The following is a 15,019-nucleotide window of genomic DNA, read 5'->3' on the forward strand; positions in this document are numbered from 1 at the left end:
CCATGCGGCCGAGCCGCCGTGCGCCCGATCAGTTGCGCCCCGTGTCGCTGGAACGCGGCGTGGTCAAATATGCCGAAGGTTCCTGCATGGTGAAGTTCGGCGACACCCACGTGCTGGTCACGGCCACGCTGGAAGAGCGGCTGCCGCCCTGGTTGAAGGGCCAAGGCCGCGGCTGGGTCACCGCCGAATACGGCATGCTGCCGCGCGCCACATTGGAGCGTACCCGCCGCGAGGCCGCCGCCGGCAAGCAGGGCGGGCGCACCGTCGAGATCCAGCGGCTGATCGGCCGCTCCTTGCGCGCCGCCGTCGACCTCGAAGCGCTTGGCGAGCGCCAGATCACGGTCGATTGCGACGTGATCCAGGCCGATGGCGGCACCCGCACGGCCTCGATCACCGGCGCCTGGGTGGCGCTGGCCGACTGCATCGGTTGGATGAAGAACCGCAACATGCTGAAAGCCAACGTGCTGCGCGACAATGTCGCCGCAATCTCCTGCGGCATCTATCAGGGCACGCCGGTGCTCGACCTCGACTATGCCGAGGATTCCGAGGCCGAGACCGACGCCAATTTCGTCATGACCGGCGACGGCCGCATCATCGAGGTGCAGGGCACCGCCGAGAAGACACCGTTTTCGCAAGACGAGTTCCTGGCGCTGATGGAACTGGCGCGCAAGGGTGTCGCGCGTCTGGTGGACTTGCAGAAGCTGGCTGTGGCGTAGTCTGATCGCACATGCACCGTCAGATCACCGGCCGGCTCGTGATCGCGACCCACAATCCCGGCAAGCTCGCCGAGATGCAGGAATTGCTCGCGCCGCACGGCGTCGAGGCGGTTTCCGCAGGCGAGCTGGGTCTCGGTGAGCCCGAGGAAACCGGCCAGACGTTTCGGGCCAATGCCGCGATCAAGGCGATCGCGGCGGCGAAAGCCGCGCAATTGCCGGCCTTTGCCGATGATTCCGGTCTCGTCGTCGATGCGCTCGACGGCGCGCCCGGAATCTATTCGGCGCGCTGGGCCGGCAATGGCAAGGATTTCATGGCGGCGATGACTAGAGTCGAGCGCCTGTTGCAGGAGCGCGGCGCGACCACGCCCGACAAGCGAAGTGCGCATTTCGTCTCGGCCCTGTGCGTCGCTTGGCCCGATGGCCACCTCGAAGAGGTCGAGGCCCGCGCCGATGGAACCCTGGTCTGGCCGCCGCGCGGCACCGCCGGTTTTGGCTATGATCCGGTATTCCTGCCCGACGGGCACACGCGGACCTTTGGCGAGATGACTTCCATCGAAAAGCACGGCCTGCCGCCGCGCGGGCTTGGCCTGTCGCACCGGGCACGGGCCTTCGTCAAACTGGCGGAGATCTGCCTTGGCTAGTCGCGAGCGACCCCGCCCCAAAGATGCCTTCGGCGTCTACGTGCACTGGCCGTTCTGCCTGTCGAAATGCCCCTATTGCGATTTCAACAGCCACGTCCGCCACGCACCGATCGACGAGAAACGTTTTGCGCGCGCGTTTGCGCGTGAGATCGAAACCACGGCGGCGCGCGCGCCGGGGCGGACCGTCACATCGATCTTTCTCGGCGGCGGCACGCCTTCCTTGATGCAGCCGCAGACTGTCGGCGCGATTTTGGATGCGATCGGAAAGCACTGGGGGGTCGCCGGCAATGTCGAGGTCACGCTCGAAGCCAATCCGACCAGCGTAGAAGCGACGCGGTTTCGCGGCTATCGCGCAGCCGGCGTCAACCGCGTCTCGCTTGGCGTGCAGGCGCTCGACGACGCCTCGCTGAAAGCGCTCGGACGGCTGCATACCGCGCGCGAGGCGCTCGATGCGGTAGCGATCGCGCGCACCGCGTTCGATCGCTATTCATTCGACCTGATCTACGCCCGCCCCGACCAGACCCCGCGGATGTGGGCGGATGAACTGAAGCTCGCAATCTCCGAAGCCGCCGAGCATCTCTCGCTCTATCAGCTCACCATCGAGGAAGGCACGCCGTTCTTCGGCCTGCATGCGGCGGGCAAACTCAAGACGCCGGACGAGGCGGTGGCGCGTGCGCTGTACGACGTGACGCAGGAAGTCTGCGCGCATCATGGCTTGCCGGCCTACGAGATTTCCAATCACGCGCGCGAAGGCGCGGAGTGCCAGCACAACCTCGTCTACTGGCGCGGCGAGGAATATGCCGGCATCGGTCCCGGCGCGCATGGCCGTCTCGACATCGACGGCGCGCGACACGCGACCGCGACCGAGAAGCGCCCGGAGGCCTGGCTGATGCGCGTCGAAGCCAACGGCCACGGCGTCGTCACCGACGACCACCTCAATAGCGAAGAGCGCGCCGACGAATTTTTGCTGATGGGATTACGGCTCGCCGAAGGCATCGATCCCGAACGTTATGCGGCGCTATCCGGCCGCGCGCTCGATCCGAACCGGATCGCCATCTTGCGCAACGAAGGCGCGATATCCGTCGACTCCGACGGAAGATTGCGCGTGACGAAGGACGGTTTTCCGGTGCTGGACGCAGTGGTGGCGGATCTCGCCGCCTAGCCGTCGTTCCTGCGAACGCAGGAACCTATACACCGCGGCCCGCGCAAAGGGCACGAGAGGCGACGCCGTTTTTTCAGCATCAGCAATAGTGGCTATAGGCCCCTGCGCAGGGGCGACGAAAGATCACGCCCCAAAACTCTTCGGCGATCCGGCAACCGGCGCGCTGCCGCCGCTTGCGACCTTCATCACCGCAAGCCCGCGCTCGTTGGTGCCGTCGGAGCGGAATCGAAACAGCCCGTCGATGCCGGCAAAGCCCGACGGATTGGTCAGCGTCTCCGGCGCAAAGCGTTGGCCGCCCTGCTGTTTCGACAGCGCAGCAACCAGCGCGACGGCATCATAAGCGAGCGTTGCGGTGCGCACGGGGTCCGCGCCGTATTTGGTGCGGTAGCGGCCGGAGAAGGCGCGGAAGCCCGACGGATCCGGCGCAGCATAAAGCCCGCCCTGCAGCGTCGCGCTGGCATAGACGCGCGGATTGTCCCAGAGCCCGGTGCCGAGCAACTGGATATTGCGCAGATTGGCGCCCGCCGCGGTCAGGGCATCCGCCGCCGCCACGACGGATTCGCCGTCGTCGGCGATGAACAGCGCGTCAGCCGAGCCGAGCGATTGCGCCACCGTCCGCGCCGCCCCGGCGCGATCGGCGGTGTATTTTTCGAAGGCGACGATGCGCCCCTTGCGGCCAACCGCCTGCTTGAACGCCGCTTCCACCACATTGCCATAGGCATTGTCCGGCAACAGCGCCGCGAACGATCGCTTTCCGATGCCGGCCGAATAATCGACGATCCGGTTGACGTCCGATTCGGGCAGGAAGCTCAGCAGATAAACACCGCGTCCGGCGATGCTGGAATCGGTCGAGAACGCGATCACCGGAATGCTCCGCGCGCGTGTCAGTTGCGCGGTCGCCGGCACCGAGGCCGCAAACAGCGGGCCCAGAACGATTTCCACGCCTTCTCCGAGCGCCTCCTGGGTAACCTGCTGGGCGCCCTGCGGATTGCCGCCGTCGTCCTTGATCAGAAGCTGAATGTTCGGGTTCTGGAATTCCGCCAGCGCCATCTCGGCCGCGTTCTTCATCGATTGCGCGGCGACGCCGGCATTGCCGGCGGCCGAAAGCGGCAGGATCAGGCCGACCTTGACCTGCCCGGTGCCGACCGCGAGCGGCTGTTGCTGCGGGCCTGGCGGCCCGTCGGGCGCTGACGGGCCAAACGGGTTGGAAATCTGACCGCCGCCGGAGCAGGCACTGAGCAGCGGCGCTCCTAGAATAAGTCCGACCGCCGTCCGCCGGGTCGGGCCTGACGGCCGCAAATCCGGGGATCCAAGCTTGCGATTGAACGGGCCTTCCATTCTGTCTCTTCTCTTGACCGACCGCCGTCGGCCAGGATTCCGGCCTTCTGGGCCGAGGCACCTGAACCGCTACTGAACCCAATTGGGATTCTGCATATTGTCGAGGATTAGTTAACCAAAACAAAAGGATTAACACCCCGCCGCGCATTGTCTTCCCGCGGGGAACTCCACCCTTGCCGCCATCCCGCCAGATATGGCGCTTGCCCCAAGACCCCTCTAGATTGCCGTCATGTGCGCCAAACCCAGTTCAAACTACGGCTCCGATACCGAACCGGGTTCGGCCAACAGAACATTTTTGATTGGCGGCCACCTTCTAAATGCCCCGAAGCCGGTTCCCGGCCTCTATCTGGTGGCAACCCCGATCGGCAATCTCGGCGACATCACTTTGCGCGCGCTGGAGACCTTGGCCGGCGTCGACATCATCGCCTGCGAGGACACCCGCATCACCCGCCGCCTGATCGAGCGCTATGCGATCTCGGCGGAACTCAAGCCATATCATGAGCACAACGCAGCGACGGCGCGGCCGAAAATCCTGGAGCGGCTGGCGCAGGGCGCTTCCATTGCGCTGGTATCGGACGCCGGCACGCCCCTGATATCCGACCCCGGCTTCAAGCTGGTGCGCGAGGTCTCTGCCGCCGGCCATGCCGTAATCGCGGTGCCCGGCGCGTCCTCGGTGCTGACGGCGCTTTCGGTCGCAGCACTCCCGACCGACCGGTTTTACTTCGAGGGATTTTTGCCGTCCAGGCAAGTCTCGCGGAGGACGCGGCTGGCCGATTTGGCAAGGATCGATGCCACGCTGGTGATGTTCGAATCCGGCAACCGCGTGCAGGAAACGCTCGCCGACCTCGCCGAGATGATGGCCGGTCGCGACGCCGCGATCTGCCGCGAACTCACAAAGCTGCACGAGGACATCAAGCGCGCGCCCATCGCCGAACTGGCAAGGACGGCCGACACGCTGGAAACCCGCGGCGAGTTCGTGCTCGTGATCGGCCCGCCGCGCAAGGACGCCGATGTCATGACCCAGCATGACCTCGACGATTTGCTGCGATCGTCGCTGGCGCGCGAAAGCGTCAAGGACAGCGTCGCGCACGCCGTCGAGCTTTCGGGCCGCCCGCGCCGCGAAGTCTATGCCCGCGCGCTGGAGCTCGCCAAGGAAGTCAGGGGCGACGATGGCGAAGACTGACGGCACCACGCCGCCTGACGCGACCACGAAACTCGCTGCGCCCGAGCGGGTCGCGGCGTTTCGCACCGGGCTTTCCGGGGAAAGCCGCGCCGCAGCCTATCTGATGGCAAAGGGCTACCGCATTCTCGCAAAGCGCTTCCGCACCCCCTATGGCGAGATCGACCTGGTGGCGAGGAAGCGCAGCTTGATTGCCTTCATCGAGGTCAAGGCCCGGGCCAGCCTCGATGATGCCGCCTATGCCGTCACGCCGCGCCAGCAGGCCCGCATCATCGACGCCGCCCAAGCCTGGCTGATGGCGCATCCCGAGCATGCCGAATTCGAGCTCCGTTTTGACGCTGTCCTGATTGCGCCCCGGCGTCTGCCACGCCATCTGTTAGCGGCATTCGACGCCAGCGTTTAAGATCCCCTCCAGAGACCCGGACCTCACTCATGAAACTGAATGTCGCCGTCCAGATGGACCCCATCGCGCGTATCAACATCCGCGGCGATTCGACCTTTGCCCTGATGCTGGAAGCGCAAAAGCGCGGCCACAGCCTTTCCTATTTCACGCCGGACCAGCTTTCGCTGCGCGGCGAGGAGCTGGTGGCGCCGGTGCAGCACCTCACCGTGCGCGACGAGGTCGGCGATCACTTTACGTTGGGAGAGCCGAAGCGCGAGCCGCTCGAAGCCTTCGACGTCATCCTGTTGCGGCAGGAGCCGCCATTCGATATCGCCTACATCACCTCGACGCATTTGCTGGAACGAATCCATCCCAGGACGCTGGTCGTCAACGATCCCGCCAGCGTGCGCAACGCGCCGGAAAAGATGTTCGTGCTGAACTTTCCGCAGCTAATGCCGCCGACGCTGATCTCGCGCGACCTCGATGAAATCAATTCGTTCCGCGATGAGCATGGCGCGGTCGTCATGAAGCCGCTGCACGGCCATGGCGGTGCCGCCGTGTTTCGCGTCATGCCGCAGGACATGAATTTCGGCTCGCTGTTCGACATGTTTTCCGTCACCTTCAGGGAGCCCTGGGTGATCCAGCGCTTCCTCCCCGAGGTCAAACACGGCGACAAGCGCATCATCCTGGTCGACGGCAAGTTCGCCGGTGCCGTCAACCGCGTGCCGGCCCCCGACGACCTCCGCTCCAACATGGTGCGCGGCGGCGCAGCGCAGGCGACCGACCTTACCCCGCGCGAGCGCGAGATTTGCGACACGCTGGGCCCGGACTTGCGCGAACGCGGCCTGCTGTTCGTCGGCATCGATGTGATCGACGGCAACCTCACCGAGATCAACGTGACCTGCCCCACGGGCATCCGCGCGATCCAGCGTCTCAACGGCCCGGATGTCGCGGCAAAAATCTGGGATACCATCGAGAAGAAGCGCACCGGGAAATAATTTCCCCCTCGCGCGAGCAACATTCGCAGCGGATGAATTGCGCGCCTCCCGCCGGCGATTGGAACCGAGGAGGAGAGCCACGGCACCGTTCTGCTACGCCGCCGGGAGTGGCCCGCTGGATTGCAGGACGCTATCGCCATGTGATCCCATATTCTATTCTACCATCATGCGGCCATTCTTTGGGCAAGACTGCACGGAGCGCTGCCGGATGCTCGGCCGGCCAGCTTCGGATGACATTGGACGGAAAGGAAACGCCAATGAACTCCACACCGAAAGAAACTGAACCCCACGATGCCCTGAGCGCGCGCGCCGATGAGAGGCTCGCGCAGGCCCACGAACAGATGAAACGCGCGGATGAGCAACTCGCGCGTTTGACTGAACAGGTTGCAAAAATGGAGCGCGATACTGCGCATCCGCCATCGTCGCTACCTGCCCCGCAGTCACCGGAAAAAAGGCCGGCGCTCCGCACCCTAGCCGCCTTGCCCCTGGCAGCGTGCATCATTGTCGCTGCGCTGGTTTTGCAGTCGTCCTATAGTGGCGGAGCCAAGCAGGTTGTCGCTTGGTGGGCGCCGCAGCCCGTTTCAACGCCATCATTGCCACCGGAAGATCCGCCATCGCCCGCGCAGCCTGCTCCATCTACCGTTGAGGTGGCCGCGGCGGAGGCAGCATCACCACTGCAAGTATCGCCACCGCAAGTATCGCCACCGCAAGCACCGACCTTGGCTCAGGGCGCACCGCCGCAAGGCGCCTCGCCGCCAACGACCGCCGCGCCCCCCGAACAGACACAGTTGCTGCAAAGGATCGCGCGCGACCTCGCGAACCTGGAGCGAACCATCGAACAGCTCAAGGCGAACCAGCAACAAATGGCCAGCGACAATTCAAAAGCCATTACGGAGCTCAAGGCGAGCCAGGAAGAGATGAAACGCACGCTCGCGAAGGTTTCCGAGCAGAACCCGCCCAAGGCATCTCCGCCTCCGACGCGGCCGGATCCGACCTTCCGCAAGCCCGAACGGTCGCCGCCGCAAGCAAGATCGCGGCCTCGATACCCAAGGGAGTGGATGTACGACGACTACGATTGGTAGCCGTCGATGCTGATCTTTCGAAATCTGTCCTGCAACATTGCTGCGACGCGATGCGGTGCGCCATCGTCATTTTCGCATCTCTGTCGTGCCTCCTCATCCCACTTGCCAATGTCGGGAAGCGGGAGCAGCCTGCAGGCACGGATGACTTCGTCCGGGCACGTACTGCAATCAATAAAATTAGTGGAGGAAGACGCATGACCACGAATCTTTCGCGACGGTCTTTGCTTGCGCTCGGCGCCGGGTTCGGCGCGACAACGATGCTCGGCGGCAGCGCTCTGGCCAAGGCGCCAAAACTCGGCACGCAGACGCCCTACTGGCACCGCTTCATGCTCGGCGACGCCGAAGTCACCGTCGTCTCGGACGGCCCGCTGCCGCTCGGCGATCCCTCCGGCACGTTTACCGGCGTGCCGAAGGAGGAAGTGAAGAAGATGCTGTCCGACAACTTCCTCAATCCTGATAACGTCGTGCTCGAACAGAACTCGCCGATCGTGAACACCGGCGACAAGTTGATCCTGTTCGATACCGGCATGGGCACGTCAAAAGCGTTTGGTACGACCACCGGCCAGCAGCAGAAGAACATGATGGCGGCCGGCATCAAGCCTGGAGACATCGACGCCGTGGTGTGCTCGCATGCCCATATCGATCACATCGGCGGCCTGGTCGGCGCCGACGACAAGCCGCTATTCCCGAACGCGCAGGTCTACATCGCCCAGAGCGATTTCGATTTCTGGACCGATGAAGGCAAGCTCGGCAGTCCGTTGAAGGATTTTATCATCCACGCCCGCAAGAACCTGATCCCGGTGCGCGACCGCATCGTCTTCATCAAGGACAACCAGGAATTCCTGCCCGGCGTCACCGCGCTCGCAGCGCCCGGCCACACCGTCGGCCACACCATCTTCATGGTCAGTTCGAAGGGCAAATCCTTCTGCTTCCTCGGCGACCTCTCGCATCACGCGGTGCTGCTGTTGGAGAAGCCACGGATGGAATTCGCCTACGACAGCGACCCAAAGCAGGCGGCCGCCTCGCGGGTGAAGATGCTGGACATGCTCGCCGCCCAGAAGATCCCGGTTATGTCCTATCACTTCGCCTGGCCCGGCTACGGCCACGTCGCCAGGAACGGCGATGGTTTTAGGTATTATCCCGAGCCGATGAACATGCAGCTCTGAGTCGGGAAGCATTCTCCGGGGCGGCGGGTCCGCCCCGGAAAGTCGCCCAGCCAGCACGCGGCGGCGATTGCGGCGGGAAGCTGAATTGAGCTCCCCCGCGTACCTTAGGAACCATCGCGCTTCGCCGAAATTGGTCTTCTTCAGCGCTTGGCAGCCAGTTTGGAGGCCGGCAAATGACCAAGGATATGGTAGCTATCGGAGCCGGAATGCTCGTCGTCTGCCTCGCTGCGTGGAGCGTCCGGGGTAACCCCGAGAATGAGAGCCCTGCAAAGACAGAGGCGGTGCGCGTTCTCGCCGACGATCCGGCGCTGAGGCTTGTCTCTGAGCACAGCCCATACATGCGAACGGAGCGCTAGCGCGGGTCGAAACGTCGACAATCGGTTGAGCACCGGTATGTCGATGCAGGATGTGCGCTGACAGGCCCTAGGCGCACAATGTTCCCCAAATGTTCTTGACTTGCTCTTCGGTTCCCCGCTACCTTCGATTGCGTCGCGGGGGGCAGCATGGTTGCGCGGGTATCTACTGTAGCTTTTGAGGGGATCGAGGCCCGCGCGGTCGACGTGCAGGTGCAGGTCGCGCCTGGGCTGCCGGCGTTTGCGATTGTGGGGTTGCCCGACAAGGCGGTGTCGGAGGCGCGCGAGCGGGTGCGCTCGGCGCTGATCGCCTCGGGGCTGGCCCTGCCGGCGCGGCGGATCATCGTCAATCTCGCGCCGGCCGATCTGCCGAAGGAAGGCAGCCATTACGATCTGCCGATCGCGCTCGGCCTGATGGCGGCGATCGGCGCGATCCCGCCGGATGCGCTCAACGGCTTTACTGTGCTCGGCGAACTCGGGCTCGATGGCTCGATTGCGCCCGTTGCAGGCGTGCTGCCGGCCGCGATCGGCGCGAACGCGCGCGAGGAAGGACTGATCTGTCCTGCGGCGTGCGGCTCCGAAGCGGCCTGGGCGAGCCCGGACATCCAGATCATCGCGGCCAAATCGCTGATCCAGATCGCCAATCATTTTAAAGGCACGCAGGTGCTGTCGCGGCCGCAGCCGAAAGTGCACGAGCCGGAAGCGACGCATCTGGACTTACGCGATATCAAGGGCCAGGAGAGCGCCAAGCGTGCGCTGGAGATCGCGGCGGCCGGCGGACATCATTTGCTGATGATCGGCTCGCCCGGTGCGGGCAAGTCGATCCTGGCGGCGCGGCTGCCTTCGATCCTGCCGCCGCTGTCGCCATCCGAACTTTTGGAAGTGTCGATGATCGCCTCCGTCGCCGGCGAAATCCGCGACGGCGCACTGACGGCGCGGCGGCCGTTCCGCGCACCGCATCATTCCGCCAGCATGGCTGCGCTGACCGGCGGCGGCCTGCGCGCAAAACCTGGCGAGATTTCGCTGGCGCATCAGGGCGTGCTGTTCCTCGACGAACTGCCCGAGTTCGATCCGCGCGTGCTCGACTCGCTGCGCCAGCCGCTGGAGAACGGCGAGGTCTCGGTGTCCCGCGCCAACCACCGCGTCACCTACCCCGCGCGCTTCATGCTGGTTGCGGCGATGAATCCCTGCCGTTGTGGCCAGGCCTATGATCCCGGCTATTCCTGCAGGCGCGCACCGGTCGACCGCTGCACCGCGGATTACCAGATGCGCATCTCCGGCCCGCTGATGGATCGCATCGACCTGCGGATCGAGGTGCCGGCGGTCACCGCCGCCGACCTGATCCTGCCGCCGCCTTCCGAAGGCGCAGCCGAAGTCGCAGCCCGCGTCGCCGCGGCGCGCGACATCCAGCTCGCGCGCTATGCAGCGGCCGGCATGCCGCATATCCGCACCAATGCCGAAGCGCCGGCTTCGCTGCTGGAAACGATCGCGCAGCCGGATGCACAAGGCCAAAAACTTTTACGCGACGCCGCCGAAACCATGAAGCTGACTGCGCGCGGCTACCACCGCGTACTGCGCGTCGCGCGCACGCTCGCCGACCTCGATCGTGCGGAAAAGATCGGCCGGCTGCATCTGGCCGAAGCACTGTCCTATCGTGCGCTGGCGGAGGATTTGCGAAGGGCGGCGTAGTGCATCGCCCCGCATTTCTCGGGCCAGTTGTCCCGACTGCCACGTCCCGCACGACTGGACCGACAAGATCGCGCGCAAGATGCAGGCCTCGAAGGAGGTCTGGGGCAAGATCTTCGGCACTATCGACACCAGGCAGAAGTTTTTGGATCACCGGCTCGAGCCCGCCAAGCACGAATGGGCGAGACTGAAGGCGAGTGATTCCCTGGAATGTCGCAACTGCCATTTCGCCGTCGCGATGGATTTCACCAAGCAGACGCGGCGGGCTGCGGACATCCACGGCAAATTTCCCGTCACCGGCGAGAAGACCTGTATCGATTGCCATAAAGGCATCGCGCACGAATTGCCCGACATGACCGGCATCAAGCCGAGCTGGAGAGCACCGCCGGAGTTGAGGGACCGTCAGAGGTTTCGGGCAATCCGCGGGACGAACTTGCACGGTACCTCGCCGTCACCGTAGCCGAACAATAACGTGCGGCCGGGCACAGCCGACGTGATAATCTCGACATCGCTAAGTTGGCGCCGGTCGACTGATTTGCCGCGCGCGCAGGCAAAAGTTCAATGCGCGGCTGCGACCCATCGGCACGACGGGCAAATCACTTCTGATTTTCCGAAATCGTGTCAAGCCCGGCAATCAAAAATATTTCGCTTAACTTGTCACGCAAATCAGATGCATAACTCCGCCCGTCTCACCCGATGGAGGGGCGCTCGCGATCGTCACGAACGTGCGGTGAGATGCGATGGACGCTGATGGCGCGCGAGACGTACGCGCCGGAAGCGTACGGCGAAGTCGTGTGGTTCGGGCGCCGCGGTGCTGGCGTTAAGTTGGCGGGAAGTGTCCCGCCGGCGACGGAGGCAATAAAGCCGTTCTCCGGGAAGAGCACGAAGTAAGCCGTAAAGCCATTGCGCAGGGAAGGCCGGGATGCTCCCGCTGTACCTGTATGCTCGTGTGCATTTTCTTTATGCGCAAGCAGCACACGAGACCGCGGGTGCGGCGCGCACCCGGTCTTCCCTGCGCCCTCTATTTGGAGAGGGCGGAAGTGAATAGCAAACCTCGGGCGCAATGCGTCGCGAGATCGCCGACCCACACTCAATTGTCACCGCCCGGCTTGACCGGTTGAATCCGCCCAGTATTCCAGAGGCAGCAGTGATTGAACCGAGAAGCCGCGGCGTACTGGATCCCCCGCTGGAGCCTGTCATCGGGCTCGCCGAAGGCGAGACCCGGTGGCGGGGAACGACAGTGGTGTGTGCGGCGCACATCGTCATCGCTGGCGTACGAAATCCCCTCGCCTCACGGATGCTGCCGCCAGAAAGGACAACCCGCGTCAACACTGCGGTAACTAGTTTCCTTTACGCTCTGCCAACCATAAGTCCCATGTCGCGGACTTATGGTGAGCGAGTAGCGTGTCATGTTGCGTTTGAAGATTCTGGCCTCGGTGATTCCGCTGGCAATTATCGCCCTGTTCGCGCGCGACGAATTTTTGGCCGGTCCGCGGCCGTGCATCGAAATATCAGGCACCTCCGTCCAGATCGCCGCCCTCTCCTGGCAGGCGCACCGGCACGTCAGCTTCACCAGCGATCCTGGCCGCGCGACGGTGCGGGTCCAGATTACCGACAACGCGGAAGCTGCCGACTTCACCGTGATCGACGATATCGATACGGCCGAAGCCGGCGCCTGCGCGAGCAACACGCCACCGCTTCTGGTCGCGATCTCCCGCAATCCCTCAGGCTCCGATCCCGTGATCTATCTTTCCAGGGATGGACCGGCCGACCACCGCATCTTCGCGTCCTCGAAGAGCTTTTCGATGCTCGATGCCGCCGCCCTGATCGTCGGCGCCCGCGGCGAGCACCATCGGGTCCAGGCGGCCGCGCTTTAACACTTCATTCACCCTGTTCTCATCGCGGTGGCTACGCGCTGGGAGCCTCAAGCACTTTGCAACATCGGCGACGCATCGTCTTTCCGCGAGAGGCGGCGAAGCAGGCCGGTTCAATTCAAGCAGCAAGCTCAGGGTAATTGGCGATGGGACGGACTTTCCGGATCAAACTTCGCTTTCGCCGCTTCGGCCGCCGTCATCCCTGGCTTACCTTCGCGCTGCGCTCCTTCATGATCTTCTCGGTCGTGTTCGGCGGAGCCTTTGGCTTCATCACCGGAGCCAAGACGGAAAACTCCGGCTATGATCCGCACTCTTTTGCGATCGGCGCCGCCTTCCTGTTCGCCATAGCCTGCGTCGCGCTCGCCACCTTCAGCGTTCGGCTTCGCTTGCTGCGCAAGAAGATGCGCAAGGTCGCGCTGCATAATGAAGCGTTGGCCGACCGGAACTGGGAATTGCAGGAGGCCGAGCAGCGTACCCGCCGGCTGTTCGAATCGCAGGGCGATCTGATCGTTCTGCGCGACGGCGAGGGCCGCATCACCTACGCCAACGACGCCTATTGCGAGCTGGCGCAAATGCCGCGCGACGCACTGATCGGCAGCCGCTTCGCGCTTACCGTTCTCGAGCAGGGCGACACCGCGCTCGAACCGAGCGGCACCCGCGTTCACGACCAGCGGATCAAGGGACCGCTCGGCCCGCGCTGGATCGCATGGCGCGAAGGGTTCGTCCGCAACGACGCCGGAGAGCGAGCGGAGATGCAAAGCGTCGGCCGCGACGTTACCGATCGCACCGAGAGCGAACGCGCGCTGACCGAGGCCCGCGACCAGGCGGACGCGGCAAGCCGCGCCAAGTCGCGCTTCCTTGCGATGGCGAGCCACGAGATCCGCACGCCGCTCAACGGCATCATCGGCATGAGCGGCCTGTTGATGGATACGCCGCTGACGCCGGAACAGGCGACCTATGTCAAGGCGGTGAAGACCTCCGGCGACGCGCTGCTCTCGCTGATCGAGGAACTGCTGGATTATTCGAAGATCGAGGCCGGCAAGATCGACCTCGAACATCGTCCGTTCGCCTTGTCGGGCCTGATCGAGGACATCACCGAATTGCTCGCGCCGCGCGCGGAGGCCAAGAAGATCGAGGTGGCCGCCTATGTCGACGAGCGGCTGCCGACGCACGTGATCGGCGACGCAGCTCGCTTGAGGCAGGTGCTGCTCAATCTCGCCGGCAATGCGATAAAATTCACCTCCGCCGGCGGGGTCGCGCTGATCGTGGAGCCCGGCATCTGGCCCAATGAAATCAGTTTCCTGGTGCGCGATACCGGCATCGGCATCGCCCCCGACGCACGCGAGCGGATCTTTCGCGAGTTCGAGCAGGCCGACAACAAGATCGCCCGCAGCTACGGCGGCACTGGTCTCGGCTTGAGCATCTCCGACCGTATCGTCAAGCGCATGGGCGGCCGCATCGCGCTGGAAAGCACGCCGGGCACGGGTTCGACATTCGAAGTGTCGCTCCCCCTTGCCGCCGCGGGCGGCGAACAAATCTCCTTTGCGGCGCCGGATCTTTCCGGCCACTCGATCATGCTGGTCTCCCCCGCGAGCATCGAGGCCTCGCTGACCGCGCGACGGCTGCAGCGCTGGGGCGGGCAGACCTGCATGGTATCCGACGCCAACGTCGCAGAGGCCCTGTTGCCCGAGCGCGCCTGGCACGCCGTCCTGATCGATCACGCGCTGGGGGTTGCCGAAATCGAACGGCTCGGCGAAGCCGCGCGCCTTCATGCCACCCAGCGCATCGTGATGTTTACGCCGGCAACGCGGCACGAAATGCAACCATCGGCCACGTCCGCCCTCACCGGCTATCTGGTCAAACCGCTGCGCGCAGCCTCGCTCGCGGCGCGCATGACGGCCGCGCCGGAAGTGGCCGCGCCGAGCCTGGATCCGGCCATCGACCCGAGCGAGACGCCGGCTGCGCCGTCGGCCAAGGGCTTGTCGATCCTGGTCGCCGAGGACAACCAGATCAATGCGCTGTTGATCCGATCGCTGCTCGGCCGGCTCGGCCATCACGCCGTCATCAGCACCGACGGCCCCGAGGCGCTGGAGTCCTGGCTCTCGGCGAAATCCGCGGGCAGCCCCTACGATCTCGTCCTGATGGACATCCAGATGCCGCAGCTCAACGGCATCGAAACCACCAAGCGGATTCGTACCCTCGAATCCGGCGAGCCGGGTAGCCGGACGCCGATCCTCGCGCTCACCGCCAACACGCTGGTGGAAGATCGCTACGCCTGCTTCGAAGCCGGCATGGACGGATTCTTGATCAAGCCGCTCGACCGCGAAAAACTCGCCGAGGCGCTCGCTGGGCTGGTCGCGTCACAGCACATTGCGGCGTGAGATCGAAACGAACTCGACGTCGTCCCTGCGAACGCAGGGACCCATAACCACAGGACTTGG

The 15,019-nt window shown here is 64.5% G+C and carries 13 protein-coding genes and 1 pseudogene; 13 read left to right on the forward strand and 1 reads right to left on the reverse strand.

What is annotated here, in order from left to right:
• Nucleotides 1–2 precede the first annotated feature (2 nt).
• The 3 genes from rph to hemW are packed head-to-tail and all read left to right on the forward strand — an operon-like array spanning nucleotide 3 to nucleotide 2,519.
• On the forward strand, nucleotides 3–716 hold the full coding sequence (gene rph / locus ACFXS9_RS34200) for a ribonuclease PH (RefSeq protein ID WP_065726161.1): 714 nt from the start codon (nucleotides 3–5) through the stop codon (nucleotides 714–716).
• A gap of 11 nt (nucleotides 717–727) precedes the next feature.
• On the forward strand, nucleotides 728–1,357 hold the full coding sequence (gene rdgB, locus ACFXS9_RS34205) for an RdgB/HAM1 family non-canonical purine NTP pyrophosphatase (protein WP_392696911.1): 630 nt from the start codon (nucleotides 728–730) through the stop codon (nucleotides 1,355–1,357).
• Nucleotides 1,350–2,519: a radical SAM family heme chaperone HemW gene (hemW, locus tag ACFXS9_RS34210; RefSeq protein WP_392696914.1), complete on the forward strand. Its 1,170-nt coding sequence runs from the start codon at nucleotides 1,350–1,352 to the stop codon at nucleotides 2,517–2,519. The genes rdgB and hemW overlap by 8 nt, the downstream gene beginning before the upstream one ends.
• 123 nt (nucleotides 2,520–2,642) lie before the next feature.
• On the opposite strand, the gene ACFXS9_RS34215 is transcribed toward hemW, so the two are convergent.
• A complete protein-coding gene (locus ACFXS9_RS34215; RefSeq protein WP_392696917.1) occupies nucleotides 2,643–3,857 on the reverse strand; it encodes a penicillin-binding protein activator in 1,215 nt (404 codons plus the stop codon).
• A 229-nt stretch (nucleotides 3,858–4,086) separates the two neighbouring features.
• Between ACFXS9_RS34215 and rsmI the strand changes: the two genes are divergently transcribed.
• The 10 genes and pseudogenes from rsmI (at nucleotide 4,087) to ACFXS9_RS34265 (ending at nucleotide 14,959) form a co-directional block, all read left to right on the forward strand.
• The gene (gene rsmI / locus ACFXS9_RS34220; RefSeq protein WP_392696920.1) at nucleotides 4,087–5,040 is read left to right on the forward strand and encodes a 16S rRNA (cytidine(1402)-2'-O)-methyltransferase; all 954 of its coding nucleotides are present in this window, start codon (nucleotides 4,087–4,089) and stop codon (nucleotides 5,038–5,040) included.
• Nucleotides 5,027–5,440 (forward strand): YraN family protein, encoded by a 414-nt coding sequence (locus ACFXS9_RS34225; RefSeq protein WP_392696923.1) that lies wholly within the window; start codon nucleotides 5,027–5,029, stop codon nucleotides 5,438–5,440. Before rsmI ends, ACFXS9_RS34225 begins: the two co-directional genes overlap by 14 nt.
• 29 nt (nucleotides 5,441–5,469) lie before the next feature.
• Nucleotides 5,470–6,417 carry a glutathione synthase gene (gshB, locus tag ACFXS9_RS34230; protein WP_392696926.1) on the forward strand — a complete coding sequence of 316 codons (948 nt, stop codon included), beginning with the start codon at nucleotides 5,470–5,472 and terminating at the stop codon, nucleotides 6,415–6,417.
• Nucleotides 6,418–6,674: 257 nt separating this feature from the next.
• Nucleotides 6,675–7,499 (forward strand): hypothetical protein, encoded by an 825-nt coding sequence (locus ACFXS9_RS34235; protein ID WP_392696927.1) that lies wholly within the window; start codon nucleotides 6,675–6,677, stop codon nucleotides 7,497–7,499.
• 194 nt (nucleotides 7,500–7,693) lie between these two features.
• Nucleotides 7,694–8,665, forward strand: coding sequence for an MBL fold metallo-hydrolase (locus ACFXS9_RS34240; protein WP_392696930.1), 972 nt, complete (start codon nucleotides 7,694–7,696; stop codon nucleotides 8,663–8,665).
• Nucleotides 8,666–8,838: 173 nt separating this feature from the next.
• Nucleotides 8,839–9,021 (forward strand): hypothetical protein, encoded by a 183-nt coding sequence (locus ACFXS9_RS34245; RefSeq protein ID WP_392696933.1) that lies wholly within the window; start codon nucleotides 8,839–8,841, stop codon nucleotides 9,019–9,021.
• 147 nt (nucleotides 9,022–9,168) lie between these two features.
• Nucleotides 9,169–10,707: a YifB family Mg chelatase-like AAA ATPase gene (locus ACFXS9_RS34250; protein WP_392696935.1), complete on the forward strand. Its 1,539-nt coding sequence runs from the start codon at nucleotides 9,169–9,171 to the stop codon at nucleotides 10,705–10,707.
• Nucleotides 10,708–10,726: 19 nt separating this feature from the next.
• Nucleotides 10,727–11,164 (forward strand): annotated as a pseudogene (locus ACFXS9_RS34255) (NapC/NirT family cytochrome c); the annotation flags it as partial.
• Nucleotides 11,165–12,113: 949 nt separating this feature from the next.
• On the forward strand, nucleotides 12,114–12,581 hold the full coding sequence (locus tag ACFXS9_RS34260) for a hypothetical protein (protein ID WP_392696938.1): 468 nt from the start codon (nucleotides 12,114–12,116) through the stop codon (nucleotides 12,579–12,581).
• Nucleotides 12,582–12,724: 143 nt separating this feature from the next.
• A complete protein-coding gene (locus ACFXS9_RS34265; RefSeq protein ID WP_392696940.1) occupies nucleotides 12,725–14,959 on the forward strand; it encodes an ATP-binding protein in 2,235 nt (744 codons plus the stop codon).
• Nucleotides 14,960–15,019: the final 60 nt, after the last annotated feature.

It is taken from the genome of Bradyrhizobium sp. RDI18 (assembly GCF_043203335.1).
Taxonomy (GTDB): Bacteria; Pseudomonadota; Alphaproteobacteria; order Rhizobiales; family Xanthobacteraceae; genus Bradyrhizobium; species Bradyrhizobium retamae.

Excerpts from the sequence above, each read along its gene's own strand:
- ACFXS9_RS34265 (WP_392696940.1), top strand. The coding sequence starts at position 12,725 with ATGGGACGGACTTTCCGGATCAAACTTCGCTTTCGCCGCTTCGGCCGC.
- ACFXS9_RS34225 (WP_392696923.1), top strand. The coding sequence starts at position 5,027 with ATGGCGAAGACTGACGGCACCACGCCGCCTGACGCGACCACGAAACTC.
- ACFXS9_RS34215 (WP_392696917.1), bottom strand. The coding sequence starts at position 3,857 with ATGGAAGGCCCGTTCAATCGCAAGCTTGGATCCCCGGATTTGCGGCCG.
- gshB (WP_392696926.1), top strand. The coding sequence starts at position 5,470 with ATGAAACTGAATGTCGCCGTCCAGATGGACCCCATCGCGCGTATCAAC.
- rsmI (WP_392696920.1), top strand. The coding sequence starts at position 4,087 with ATGTGCGCCAAACCCAGTTCAAACTACGGCTCCGATACCGAACCGGGT.
- ACFXS9_RS34235 (WP_392696927.1), top strand. The coding sequence starts at position 6,675 with ATGAACTCCACACCGAAAGAAACTGAACCCCACGATGCCCTGAGCGCG.
- ACFXS9_RS34245 (WP_392696933.1), top strand. The coding sequence starts at position 8,839 with ATGACCAAGGATATGGTAGCTATCGGAGCCGGAATGCTCGTCGTCTGC.
- rdgB (WP_392696911.1), top strand. The coding sequence starts at position 728 with ATGCACCGTCAGATCACCGGCCGGCTCGTGATCGCGACCCACAATCCC.
- ACFXS9_RS34250 (WP_392696935.1), top strand. The coding sequence starts at position 9,169 with ATGGTTGCGCGGGTATCTACTGTAGCTTTTGAGGGGATCGAGGCCCGC.
- ACFXS9_RS34240 (WP_392696930.1), top strand. The coding sequence starts at position 7,694 with ATGACCACGAATCTTTCGCGACGGTCTTTGCTTGCGCTCGGCGCCGGG.
- rph (WP_065726161.1), top strand. The coding sequence starts at position 3 with ATGCGGCCGAGCCGCCGTGCGCCCGATCAGTTGCGCCCCGTGTCGCTG.
- ACFXS9_RS34260 (WP_392696938.1), top strand. The coding sequence starts at position 12,114 with ATGTTGCGTTTGAAGATTCTGGCCTCGGTGATTCCGCTGGCAATTATC.